Consider the following 12,209-nt stretch of genomic DNA (forward strand, 5'->3'; position numbering starts at 1 on the left):
GCGGGCATTCCCTGGGACAACCTCTCGCGGTCCGGCCGGCTTCGCAACCCGATCCGGGGAAATTCGCCCAGCCGTCATTTGCCGCCCGCCGGGCATCACGCCGTCGCTGCGCGGAAGAACCGGACCGCGTGTTCCAAGAGCTCTCGTCTCGCCGGCGAGACGTAGGCGTCCTCGCGCCAGACGACGGACAGCGTCCGGAAACTGTCCGGATGATCCAGCCGTACGGCCACGGCCGACACCCGTGGCTCCGCCGCCCGGGCCATCGCGGGGGCCAGCCCGATCCCCAGCCCGGCGTCGATCAGGTCGACCATCACGGTCGGCTCGTCGCACTCGCAGACGATGTCGGCCTCGACCCCGGCGTCGACGAGCAGCCGGTCGGTCAGCACCCGGAGCCAATGGCCCGGCCGGTTCACGATCAGCCGCTCGCCGGCCAGCTCGGCCACGGCGACCCGGTCCCGGGATGCCAGCCGATGCGTGGCGGGCAGGGCGAGCAGGACCTCCTCGCGCAGCAGGGCCCGGGACCGCAGCTCCGGGTCGGTGAGCGGCTGGGAGGCGAAGGCGAGGTCCAGGGTGCCGTCCCGAAGCTGCCGGACCATCGCGGCCGGTGCGGCCTCGGCCAGCCGCACGTCGATCTCCGGGTGATCGGTCAGGAACGCCGTGAGCATCGGGGTCAGCCTGCGTAGCGTCTCCGTCGCGATGGACACCCGCCCGTGCTCGAGACCGACCGCGTCCGCGAGCTCGCGGCGCCCGTCGTCCAGTTCGGCCAGCGCGCGATCGACCCGGCGCAGGAAGGTTGCGCCGAAGGAGTTCAGTCGGAGATTGCGGCCCCGGCGGTCGAACAGCCGGACGCCGAGGTCGGACTCCAGCCGCTTGAGCACCCGGCTCAGGGCGGGTTGGGCGATCCGGAGCTGGTCGGCGGCGCGGCTGACGTGCTCCGTCCGGGCCACAGCCTGGAAGTAGCGCAGGGCGAGCAGATCCATCAGTCCATCTTATGGCCCGGTGGTTATGAATCAGTCTCCGAACTGGTCTTGGACGCCATGGATGCCGCCTCCCTAACGTCGTGGACTGTGCGAACCTCAGCGAACGATCCGGCCGTCCTGAGCCCGGCCGTCCCGAGCCCGGACAGCCCGAGCCCGGAGGGGGCCGGGCGTGGGCGGCGTCGGGCCGGCGCCCGTGGCCTCTGGTGGGCTGTGCGAATCGTCGCCACCCTGCACGGCGTAGCTGTCATCGGCCAGCCGACCTTGGCCGGCGCCTACCTCGGCGGCAACTACGACATGCTCGTGCTGCACGCCCGCGGTGCCGACCTGGTGACCTCACTGAGCTTCTTGCAGTTGATCCTCGCGGTGCTGCTCTGGATCCTCGGCGGCCCGCGCTGGCCCACCCTGGCGACGCTGCTGCTGGTCACGGCCGAGACCGCCCAGTACTTCGCCGGGTTGGCCGGCGCCCTGGAGCTGCACGTCCCGCTCGGCGTGGGCGTGGTGACCGGCTCCCTGTTCCTGATGATCTTCCTCTGGTGGCCGGCGACCTCTCGTTCCCTGAGCCGGTCGAAGGGCAAGCCTCATGATCAGGAAGCGGATCGGTGAGCGGTCGCCTGTCACGCCGCCGCTTCGCTGCCCTCGCTGCGGCCGCCGGGATCACGCTCGGCGGCAGTGTCGCCGGCTCGAAGCTGCTGGCCGCCGGCGCCGGGACCGGCGAACTGCTGCGCAGCCGAGTGCCCCGGCCCGCGCCGTTCCAGCGTCCATTGACGATCCCGCCGGTCCTCCGGCCGATCCGCGACCGTGATGATCAAGATCATCCGGCCGACGTGTACGAGATCGTCCAGCGGCCGGCGACGGCGGAGATCCTGCCGGGCCTGCCGACCGAGATCTGGGGCTATCAGGGCATCTTCCCCGGGCCGACGATCGAGAGCCGCAGCGGCCGGACCACGATCGTGCGACACCGCAACGAGCTGCCGGTGCCGACCGTGGTGCATCTGCACGGCGGCCACACCCCGCCCGAGTCCGACGGCTATCCGACCGATCTGGTGCTGCCGGTCGACGGGCTGGGCCCCGCCCGGCCGGGGCACCACGCGATGAACGATCCGGGCGCGGTGATCCGCCGGGGCAGCGCCGACTATGTCTATCCGCTGCGCCAACGTGCCGCCCTGCTCTGGTACCACGATCACCGGATGGACTTCACCGGCCCGGCGGTCTATCGCGGCCTGGCCGGCCTGCACCTGATCCGGGATGCCGAGGAGGATGCTTTGGCGCTGCCGCCGGACGAGCTCGAGCTGCCGATCATGATCACCGACCGGTCCTTCGGCGAGGATGGCTCCTTCCGCTATCCGTCCATCGACCCCGGCCTGCGGTCGATCCCCGGCGTGCGGGATGACTTCGTCGAGGGCGTGTTCGGCGACGTGATCCTGGTCAACGGCGTGCCCTGGCCGACCCACGAGGTGGCGGCGGTCAAGCACCGGCTGCGGATCCTCAACGCCTCCAACGCCCGCCGCTACGACCTCGCCCTCGACCCGCCACCGCCGGGCGGGGCCGGCCTGGTCCAGCTCGGCTCCGACCATGGGCTGCTGGCCGGGCCGCAAGCCCATGATCATCTCCCGATCGCACCGGCCGAGCGTTACGACGTGATGATCGACTTCGGCCGCTATCCGGTCGGCTCCGAGGTCACCCTGATCAACCGGCTGGGCAGTGGCGGCACCGAGTTGATCATGCGATTCCTGATCACTCGCCGCGGCGTCGAGCACAGCCAGATCCCGGACCGGCTCAGCGAGCTCGAGCCGCTGACGCGGTCGCAGGCTGCGGTGACGCGCGACTTCCGGTTCCGCAGCGGCAGGCTGCACGACGGCCGCCGCGGCTGGCTGATCGGCAGCGAACCGTTCTCACCGACCCGGGTCGACGCGGCGCCGCGACTCGGCGACGTCGAGATCTGGCGCTTCATCACCGACCTGCACCACCCGATCCACCTACACCTGGTCAACTTCCAGGTCCTCTCCCGCGGGGGCCGGGAACCGTCACCGTTCGACGCCGGCCTGAAGGACACGGTCGACCTCCGCCCCGGCGAGGCCGTCGAGATCATCACCCGCTTCACCGGCTACCGCGGCCGCTACGTCTTCCACTGCCACAACGCCGAACACGAGGACATGGGCATGATGGCCAACTTCACCGTCGTCTGATCCGTCACTGAGCCGTCGGATCGGGCACGATGACGAGGTCGGTGGGCGGATACGACTGAGACCGGAGAGTGCGCGCTGTGGCTGATCAGTCCCGAGGTGGGCGGGTGATCGGCGGTCTTCGACGGTCTCCCGTTCTGGTGGCCATGGCACTCATCGGGCTGCTGGCGGTGGCGTCTCTCACCACCGGCAACCAGGACTGGAATGCCGAACGGGTCGATTACGGAGTGGAGCGCCGGACCGAGCGCGACGTCATGGCGATGGGCCGGGTCGACGCACCGGTGGTGCTGATCGGGTACGCCGACTACCAATGCCCGCCCTGTCGAGCGTTCGCCCGTGAGACGATGCCGCGACTCGTTGAGGAGTACGTCGACGCCGGTCTGCTGCGCTACGAGTGGCGGGATCTGCCGGTCTTCGGCGAGGAGTCGTTCGACCTCGCCGTGGCGGCGCGCGCCGCCGGCCGGCAAGGACACTTCTGGGCCTACCAGGCAGCGATGTTCGACGAGTCAGCCAACAGTGGGCAGCTGGACTCCGAGCGTCGCCGCTTGCACGACTATGCCTACACTGCCGGGCTTCCGGACCTGGATCGGTTCGAGCGCGACCTCGACGACGCGACTTTGGTCGATCAGGTCTATGCCGACGTCGACGAAGCGGAATCGATCGGCGTAACCGCGACCCCGGCGTTCGTGGTCGGGCAGAGGTTGGTGTTCGGGGCGCAGTCGTTCGATTACTTCCGGCAGGTGATCGACAGCGAACTCGTCCACGCCGGCGCCCGCTGACGCTCGTCAGTGCGCCGGTCAACGAGGCTGAGGTCTCATGCGGCGGCACGCGATGGCGAGCTGAGGTCGAAGAGGACGCCGACGGCGGCGTGGAGGTCGAAGCGTTCGCCGTATTGCTTGGGTTGGATGGGGCGGGCCTCGGGATGGTTGAGCCGGTCGATGTGATCAACCGGGTGGGGCCTGGTGAGGCGCTGGATCAGCCAGTCGGCCGAAGGTGTGCTCCAGGCGGGTTGATCGACGGGTTGTCCACTGGGCAGGGTGAACTGCCAGGGCGGGCCTCCCGGTAGGCCGGTCGAGCGGTGTGGGGCGGCGGGGTTGCGGGTGATCATGATCCGGCCCTCGTGGACGCAGGTGTGGTGGAAGCGGCAGAGCAGGATGAGGTTCGTCAGGTCGGTCGGGCCGCCGTCGGCCCAGCTGATCCGGTGGTGGGCTAGTGCCCTGCGCCCGAAGTTCGCTACATAATTCAGCGCGCTGAAGTGGCGATCTGCCGCGTTCTCCTCCGTCGCGGTACGACCCGGTAGCACTCCATCGTCGGCCTTGCAGCTCACCACTTCATCCCACTGACTTATGCACCGAACTTCGGGCGCAGGGCACTAGGAGGTGGTGGCTGCTGGTGCAGCCGGGGTATTGGCAGCTTTGGTCGCGCAACATCAGGGCTCGTCGTTGGGCTTTGGAGGCGAGTCGGCGGCCGTGCCCGAGGGCCAGGATGTCGCCGTGGGTGTCGATGATCGCGCCGAGGAGGGTGCCGGTGCAGAGGTGTCGGCGGGCGGTCTCGGGTTCGATCCCGCCGACCCCGCGGATGGTGCAGATTCCTTCCCGGAGGGACGGTCCGTCGGGAACGCGTCTGGTTCCGCCTACCGTGTCGGGTGTCATCGCGGTCGGGTCGGGGTCGGTCCGCGTCGGGCAGGTCGGTGGGTGTATCGGGAGGTCGTGTCCGGCTTCGGCCGCCGTGCTCGTGGTGCCGCCTCGGGCCCGGTCGATCCCCGCTGGGCGGACGGGCGGCGTTCCCGCGGGAACGTTTGCGTCGTTGCTGGGCGAGTCCGGGGTGGCGGGCCCTTCGTGCGGTGCGGGGTTGGGGTCGAGGAGTTGTTCGGCGGCGATCTGGATGATGACGAGGCTGCGGTCTTCGCCGGATTCGTCGTCGGTGGTGGCGGTGTTGAGGTAGTGCTGGCAGATGTCGCGCAGGGCGTCGGCGTTGACATAGCGCGGTGTGGCGTCGGCCGTGTCGGTGTCGGTGTCGTTTCGGGGTGGTGGGGTGGAGTTGAGGTCGCGGGCGCGGCGGAGGGCGGCCGCGACGATGGCGGCTTCGTCGGCTGGTAGTTCGCCGGTGAGTCCGGTCATGGTGTCGTCGCGGTTGATCAGTCGGAATCGACGGCGGTCGTGTTGGGCGATGCGGGTGCCGCTGGCGGCGCGGTAGCCGGCGATGGTGCGGGCGAGTTGGGACGCGGAGGTGGCGCGGGCCAGTTCGCAGAGGCGGGCTTCGTCCAACTGGTCGACCAGGCGGGTGGCTTCGCGGACTTTGGAGTAGGACAGTTCGCCGGTGCGGAAGGCGGCGGTGATGGTCGGCATGCGTCGTAGGGCGCGGGCGATGCGGACGTGTTCGCGGGCGACGCCGGGGGCCATGGAGCAGGAGTGGGCGATCCAGTGTGCGACGGATTTCACACCGGACAGGTAGCCGAGTCCGCCGCGGGCGTCGAAATCGCCGATCAGTTCGAGTAGGTGGCAGGACGCGACGGCTTGCTGGGCTGCCCGGGCGCAGATCCTGCCGGCCAGGGCTTCGGCCGCGGCCTTGTCGAACGGCTCCGCATCATGATCAACTTTCGACATTGCCTGACCCCCGTATCGCCTTGCCTACTGACCAGGACGCTAGCCACGACGACTGACACTCTCGGCTGCACAGCGAGGATTCCGCAGGGAAGCGATTCGCCGCAGGATCGAGCGTCGGCGTACGTGCAGAGTGATCGTGACCCCGAGCGCGAAGGTGCCGGCAGCCGACCGCGCTACCGGTGGCCGGCGGCAAGCCCGTCCAGATAGTGCCGTAGGGCGAGTTCGAACACCTCGTCCAATCCCTTGAGGCCGAAGGTGGCAACGGGAAGGGCGGCGAGCTCCGCCAATCGCGGGAAGTCGCTTCGGAGCACCTCGGTGGCCTGGCCGTCGATCGTCTCCCACCATTGCGCGTTCGCCAGGCGGGTCTCCTGCACTGCGCGGTGTTCGTGCAGTGCGGTCAGCGCGAGGCCATGGACCAGGGCGGGCAGGGCCAGTGCGGATCGGACCCGGGTCGCTGGATCGAGGTCGAGGTCGGCCAGCGCCTCGAGGGTCCACTCGGTGTGCAGCATCGCCTCCGGCGCGAGTGGTGGGCGGGTCACCAAGGTCAGCTCGGCCAGCCAGGGATGCGAGCGGTACAGCTGCCATTGCAGGCGATAGACGGTTTCGACTCGCTCTCGCCACCCGGCGGGCATCGGGTCGGGCAACGGATTCGCGCCGAAGACGGCCCGCACCATCAAGATCTCCAAGGCCTCGCGGCCCGCGACATGGCGATACAGCGACATCGGCGTCACCTTCAGCACCCCGGCCAGGCGGCGCATCGACACCGCCGCCAACCCCTCGCGGTCGGCCAGGCGCACCGCGACAGCGACGATCCGGCTGCGGGTCACCGCGGCAGGCCTGGTGCCCCGGTCACCGCGGACCACTGTCCCGGAGCCGGGCCGGGTGATCACCACCCCCTCGTCCCGGAGCGTTGCCAGCGCCCGGCTCGCCGTCGCCATGGCCACACCCCACTCGCGGACGAGCTGCCGCGTCGACGGGACCCGATCACCGGGCTGCAGGTCGCCGTTGGTGATCTTGTCGCGCAAGGCGGCGGCGATGCGTTGCGACGGCTGGTCCTTCGGTCCGGGCATAGTGCGATGGTACTAGTGCGCTTGCCGTCGTCGCGTACGTGTACCTGCGGTGCGAGTGAGCCGAGAACGCTTTTGGAGAAAGAAGTGCACTAGGAGTACTCGGCGGTTGATAGAGCGTCAATACGCTGTAGACATGAACCGATCAGACCTCCAGGCCTACGTCGGCGCCACGGTGATCGATGCGACCGGCGCCCCGCCCCGCCCGGACCAGACCGTGCTCGTCGTCGACCAGATGATCAAGACCGTGGGACCGGCGGCGCAGGTCCCGATTCCGGACGGCGCCCTGGTGTACGACCTCGCCGGCAAGTATCTGATCCCGGGGCTCACCGACATGCACGTGCACAGCGAGTCGGAGACCGACGATCCCCGGCACTTCGCCGGCCTGTATGTCGCGAACGGCGTGACCGCGGTCCGCGAGATGTGGGGGAGGCCGAAGCTGCACCGGATCCGCCAGCTGATCCGGTCCGGCGAGGTGCTCGGCCCCCGGATGATCATCGCCAGTCCGTTGCTCGATGGCGATCCGGGCCTGTGGTCCGACGTCCCTGACGCTCCCGTCATCATGATCAACACGGCGGATCAGGCGCGCCGAGCCGTGGCCGAGTCGATCGAAGCGGGAGCCGATTTCATCAAGGTGTATTCCCGGCTGTCCCCGGAGGCCTACCGCGCCGTGCTCGCGGAGGCGGGGCGGCGGGACGTCCCGGTCGCCGGTCATCGGTCGGACCAGGTCCCGTTCGTCGAGCAGATCGAGTCCGGCCAGCGGTCGTTCGAGCATCTCTTCGGCGGCGTCTGGCCCGCCAGCTCGACGGATGCGGACCGGCTGGAGGCGGCGATGGCGGCGATCGAGACGGCACCCGAGTTCCACCTCGGCAGCTGGCTGCGGCAGATCTCCCGGGTGGAGTGGGACGCCGTCGCCCGGCACGACCCCGGCGCGGCGACCTCGGTGTTCGAACGGCTGGTCGCCGCCGATGTCGCCATCACGCCGACCCTCGCGGTGCATGCGGTGATCGACCACCCGGAGTCGGTCCGGCTCGATGATCAGCGGATGGACTACCTGGTGCCCGGCACTCCGGAATCCTGGGCCTTCCTCACCCAGCAGATCTACTGCGGCGGCGGCCGGACCGTCGAGGAGACCGCGCGGCATCGAGAACTGCTCACCTGGCGACGCGCAACAGTGGGCGCCATGGCCGAGGCCGGGGTCCGGCTGCTCGCCGGTACGGACTCGGTCGGCCCGGGGTTGTTCCCCGGAGCCAGCCTGCACGTCGAGCTCGAACAACTCGTCGCCTCCGGCCTGTCACCGCTGCACGCCCTGCAGTGCGCGACCGTCGAGCCGGCCCGGTTCCTCGGCCGCGAGCAGTGGGCCGGCACCGTCCAGCCCGGCCGGGTGGCCGACCTCGTGATCTTGGACGCCGATCCCCTGGCCGACATCAGCAACACCCGACGGATCCACTCCGTCGTCGTCGACGGCCACTACCTCGACCCCGTGGCGCGGCGCCGACTGCTGGCGACCGTGCACCGGATCGCGCACGGTGATCAACGGGATTAAAGCGATCGAGGACCCACCAGACAGCACCGAGCGGGGCGTCTCCTTCACTTCGGGGGGATGAAGGAAGCTTGAAACGTCCCCGCCCGGTGGGTCCTAGAAGGCCGAGTCTGGCAGGTCCATGACCGCGTTGTCGGTGCCTTCGGCAATTGCCCGCTCGGCGGTCAGCTTGGGCAGGGTGGTGCGGGCGAACCAGCGGGCGGCGGCGACCTTGCCCTCGTAGAAATCCCGGTCGGCCGGCTTGAGGTCGCCGGACAGCGCGGTCAGGGCCACCTCGGCGCCGCGGAGCAGCAGCCAGGAGCAGATCAGGTCGCCGACGGCCATCAGCAGCCGGGTGGTGTTGAGGCCGACCTGATAGAGGTCGCGCGGCTCGCCGGCGGCGGAGGACTGCAGCTTGGTGATCATGGCGGCGACGATCGAGCCGATGTCCTCGAGACCCTTCTGCAACAGCTCGCGCTCTTCCTTGAGCTGCCCGTTGCCCGCCTGGCCGGCCGCGAAGGTCCCGATCTCGGCCGACAGGGCACCGATGGCGCGGCCCTGGTCCTTGATGATTTTGCGGAAGAACAGGTCCTGGCCCTGGATCGCGGTGGTGCCCTCATAGAGGGTGTCGATCTTGGCGTCGCGGACGTACTGCTCGATCGGGAAGTCGGCGATGAAGCCGGAGCCGCCGAAGGTCTGCAAGGACTCGGTGCCGAGCAGGACCCAGGAGCGCTCCGAGCCGTAGCCCTTGAGGATCGGCAGCAGCAGGTCGTTCAGTCGCTCGGCCGCCTCGTCCCGCTCGCCCGCGGCCTTGGCCAGCGCCACCTTGTCCTGGATGCTCGCGGCATACAGCACCATCGCCCGCATCCCTTCCACCGCGGACTTCTGGGTCATCAGCGACCGCCGTACGTCCGGATGGTTGATGATCGCGACCCGCGGCGACGCCTTGTCGGTCGCCTTGATCAGATCGGGGCCTTGGACCCTGGCCTTGGCGTAGTCCAGCGCGTTGAGATAGCCGGACGACAGGGTGGCGATGGCCTTGGTGCCGACCAGCATCCGGGCGTGCTCGATGATCTCGAACATCTGCTTGATGCCCTGATGCACCTCGCCCAGCAGCCAGCCCCGGGCCGGCGTGTCGCCGTCGCCGAAGGTGAGCTCGCAGGTGTTGGACACCTTGAGCCCCATCTTGTGCTCCAGGCCGGTGACGTTGACACCGTTGCGTTCGCCGGTCAGCTCGCCGGTCTCATGATCGAAATGGAACTTCGGCACGATGAACAGGCTGAGCCCCTTGGTGCCGGGCCCGCCCTCGCCCTCGACCCCGTGCGGCCGCGCCAGCACCAGATGGATGATGTTTTCGGTCAGGTCGTGCTCGCCGCCGGTGATGAACCGCTTGACGCCCTCGAGGTGCCAGGAGCCGTCCGGCTGGGGGATGGCCCGGGTCCGGCCGGCGCCGACATCGGAGCCGGCGTCCGGCTCGGTCAGCACCATCGTCGCGGCCCACTTCCGGTCGACGATGTGCTTGCCGATCAGCTTGTCCCGCTCCGTGCCGTTGCGCCAGACCGCGTAGCCCATGTGCGGTCCCTCGGCGTACATGTAGATCGACGGGTTGGCGCCGAGCACCATCTCGGCCAGGCCCCAGGCCAGGCTCGGCGGGGTCGGCTGGCCGTCGAGCTCGGTCGGCAGCACGACCCGCCACCAGTCGGAATCGATGTAGGCCTGGTACGACTTCTTGAACGACTCCGGCAGCGGCGCGGTCTGGGTCACCGGGTCGAAGACCGGCGGATTGCGGTCGCCGTCGACGAACGAATCGGCCAGCTTGGTCCGGGCGAGCAGATCGACCTCGGCCAGCATGGCCTCGGCGGTTTCTTGATCAAGCTCCGCGTACGGCCCCTCGCCCAGCACGCGTTCGGTGTGCAGCACCTCGAACAGGTTGAACGCGATATCGCGGACATTCGACTTGTAGTGAGACATGAAACCCCTCGACAGACGCAAGTTACCCACCAGTAACTAACGATTATGCTACTCGTCGGTAACCGGGGCAAGTCGTCGGAGCGAAGGCACAGCTTGATTCGCCGGGTGGGGCATCCCGCCCCACCCGGCGGCCACCCTCATTCAGGAGTGAGATCAGCACGGACGGGTAGCTCGGCCGACACTGGCCACGACATGTGGGTTGGTGGACTTACGAGCTTCGCCGATTGACACTCCTGACCTGCCGGATACCGGGGAGACACCCGGCAGAGAGAGAAGCTCATTCTAGATTTTGCGTCCGCTCCGCGATAGAGGTCGGCGGGCCCATTTTGTTGCCGTATAAGAGAAATCACGGCAAACGGTTCCCCGCCGGGACGGGCGCTGGCGGGGCGACGGTTCGGGCCCCGGTGTCGGCCGGACATGGTTCGATGGGCCCATGACGAGGTACGTCGCGCTGCTCCGAGGGGTCAACCTCGGCCGGCGCAAGGTGGCGATGGCCGAGCTGCGCGAGGTCGCCGAGGCGGCCGGCTTCACCGAAGTCCGCACCCATCTGAACAGCGGCAATCTGATCATCGAGTCCACCGGCGACGCCGACTCGGTCCGGACGACGCTGGAGCCGGTGATCGCCGAGCGGTTCGGCTTCGAGGTCCCGGTGGTCGTGCGGTCAGCGAAACAACTGCGTGCGGCCCTGGCCGCCAACCCGTTCGACGCCGCCAATCCGTCCCAGCTGATCATCACTTTCTGCGCGGCCAAGCCGTCGGCCGCCGCGGTGTCGAAGCTGCGTGCCCTCGCCTCCGATCAGGAGGAGTTGGCGGTGCACGGCCAAGAGATCTTCATCGACTACCGCGGCGGCCTGGCCCGGAGCAAGCTCGGCGCGTCCGGTGACCCCGGGACGATCGCGACGGGCCGCAATCTGCGAACGGTTCAGAAGTTGGTCGAGCTGATGGAATGACGCGGGCTACTTCGGCTGGTTGATCCGGATCGCGTTGCCGAACGGGTCGCGCAGACCGCAGTCGGTGCCGTACGGGCGCTCGGTCGGCGGCTCGGTGAACTCCACGCCCTTGGCGCGAAGATCTTCATAGGTCGCCTGGACGTCGTCGGTGGTCAGTCCGATCCAGCCGCCGCCGGCCCCCTTGGTGACCAGCTCGCGGACCTGCTCGGCGGTGCCCTCGTCGTGCGCCGGCGCGCCGGGTCGCTCGAGCAGCAGCTCGCGGCCGGGCTGGCCGGGGACGGCGACGGTGAGCCAGCGCATGAAGCCGAGGTCCTGGTCGGTGTGCACCTCGAAGCCGAGCTTGCCGACATAGAAGTCGAGGGCTTCGTCCTGGTCGAGGACGAAGATCGATGAAATCGTGATGGCGTTCAACATGTCTGTGAACCTACGGCCCGCCGGCCGCGACCTGCTTATCCGAAACTGCTCAGCTCAGGACAGACTGCTGGGCCGCATCCAGGCCTTGGCGAAACAGCTCGGCGCGGTGATCGCCGGCAGGCCCACGGTGCGGCGCCGGAACTCGGTCGGCGACTCGCCGATGATGTCGCGGAAGGTGCGGCTGAACGTGCCCAGGCTGGCGAAACCGACCTCGAAGCAGATCTCGGTGACGCTCCGGTCGGTCTCGCGCAGCAGCCGCATCGAACGTTCCACCCGGCGGCGCTGCAGATAGCGGTGCGGCGTCTCGCCGAAGGTGGCCCGGAAGGTGCGGATGAAGTACGCCTCGGAGACGTGCGCGATCCGGGCCAGGGCGGGGATGTCGAGCGGCTCGGCGTACCCGCGGTCCATCGCGTCACGGGCCCGCAGCATCCGCCGGTTGCTGTCCTCCGCCGCGCCGCTCACGTCGGCCATCCTGCCTGATCATCGGCAAATGCTGTTGTCCCCGGAACGGACCGTT

The 12,209-nt window shown here is 69.0% G+C and carries 12 protein-coding genes; 5 read left to right on the forward strand and 7 right to left on the reverse strand.

Features of this window, described 5'->3' with window-relative positions:
- Window positions 1-95 precede the first annotated feature (95 nt).
- A complete protein-coding gene (locus FNH24_RS27430; RefSeq protein WP_152365410.1) occupies window positions 96-980 on the reverse strand; it encodes a LysR family transcriptional regulator in 885 nt (294 codons plus the stop codon).
- Window positions 981-1,067: 87 nt separating this feature from the next.
- On the opposite strand from FNH24_RS27430, the gene FNH24_RS27435 reads away from it, so the two are divergent.
- The 3 genes from FNH24_RS27435 (at window position 1,068) to FNH24_RS27445 (ending at window position 3,942) form a co-directional block, all read left to right on the forward strand.
- The gene (locus FNH24_RS27435) at window positions 1,068-1,583 is read left to right on the forward strand and encodes a hypothetical protein (protein ID WP_217428570.1); all 516 of its coding nucleotides are present in this window, start codon (window positions 1,068-1,070) and stop codon (window positions 1,581-1,583) included.
- Window positions 1,580-3,166 (forward strand): multicopper oxidase family protein, encoded by a 1,587-nt coding sequence (locus tag FNH24_RS27440; protein WP_152365411.1) that lies wholly within the window; start codon window positions 1,580-1,582, stop codon window positions 3,164-3,166. Before FNH24_RS27435 ends, FNH24_RS27440 begins: the two co-directional genes overlap by 4 nt.
- 143 nt (window positions 3,167-3,309) lie before the next feature.
- Window positions 3,310-3,942 (forward strand): DsbA family protein, encoded by a 633-nt coding sequence (locus FNH24_RS27445; protein ID WP_152365412.1) that lies wholly within the window; start codon window positions 3,310-3,312, stop codon window positions 3,940-3,942.
- A gap of 35 nt (window positions 3,943-3,977) precedes the next feature.
- Here the strand turns inward: FNH24_RS27445 and FNH24_RS27450 are convergent, their stop codons facing one another.
- From FNH24_RS27450 to FNH24_RS27460, 3 genes are all read right to left on the reverse strand, one after another.
- A complete protein-coding gene (locus FNH24_RS27450) occupies window positions 3,978-4,490 on the reverse strand; it encodes an HNH endonuclease signature motif containing protein (protein ID WP_246187095.1) in 513 nt (170 codons plus the stop codon).
- Between the two features lie 4 nt (window positions 4,491-4,494).
- Window positions 4,495-5,769, reverse strand: coding sequence for a DUF222 domain-containing protein (locus tag FNH24_RS27455; protein ID WP_152365414.1), 1,275 nt, complete (start codon window positions 5,767-5,769; stop codon window positions 4,495-4,497).
- Window positions 5,770-5,942: 173 nt separating this feature from the next.
- The gene (locus FNH24_RS27460) at window positions 5,943-6,839 is read right to left on the reverse strand and encodes a GntR family transcriptional regulator (RefSeq protein ID WP_152365415.1); all 897 of its coding nucleotides are present in this window, start codon (window positions 6,837-6,839) and stop codon (window positions 5,943-5,945) included.
- Between the two features lie 133 nt (window positions 6,840-6,972).
- Here FNH24_RS27460 and FNH24_RS27465 point away from each other — a divergent pair, with 133 nt between their 5' ends.
- A complete protein-coding gene (locus FNH24_RS27465) occupies window positions 6,973-8,382 on the forward strand; it encodes an amidohydrolase family protein (RefSeq protein WP_152365416.1) in 1,410 nt (469 codons plus the stop codon).
- 93 nt (window positions 8,383-8,475) lie between these two features.
- Here FNH24_RS27465 and FNH24_RS27470 read toward each other — a convergent pair whose 3' ends face one another.
- The gene (locus tag FNH24_RS27470; protein ID WP_152365417.1) at window positions 8,476-10,329 is read right to left on the reverse strand and encodes an acyl-CoA dehydrogenase; all 1,854 of its coding nucleotides are present in this window, start codon (window positions 10,327-10,329) and stop codon (window positions 8,476-8,478) included.
- A gap of 433 nt (window positions 10,330-10,762) precedes the next feature.
- Between FNH24_RS27470 and FNH24_RS27475 the strand changes: the two genes are divergently transcribed.
- Window positions 10,763-11,278 carry a DUF1697 domain-containing protein gene (locus FNH24_RS27475; protein ID WP_152365418.1) on the forward strand — a complete coding sequence of 172 codons (516 nt, stop codon included), beginning with the start codon at window positions 10,763-10,765 and terminating at the stop codon, window positions 11,276-11,278.
- Window positions 11,279-11,284: 6 nt separating this feature from the next.
- Here FNH24_RS27475 and FNH24_RS27480 read toward each other — a convergent pair whose 3' ends face one another.
- Window positions 11,285-11,692 (reverse strand): VOC family protein, encoded by a 408-nt coding sequence (locus FNH24_RS27480; protein ID WP_152365419.1) that lies wholly within the window; start codon window positions 11,690-11,692, stop codon window positions 11,285-11,287.
- Window positions 11,693-11,746: 54 nt separating this feature from the next.
- Window positions 11,747-12,163: a helix-turn-helix domain-containing protein gene (locus tag FNH24_RS27485; RefSeq protein WP_152365420.1), complete on the reverse strand. Its 417-nt coding sequence runs from the start codon at window positions 12,161-12,163 to the stop codon at window positions 11,747-11,749.
- Window positions 12,164-12,209: the final 46 nt, after the last annotated feature.

The organism is Microlunatus speluncae (assembly GCF_009299835.1).
Lineage (GTDB): Bacteria > Actinomycetota > Actinomycetes > Propionibacteriales > Propionibacteriaceae > Microlunatus > Microlunatus speluncae.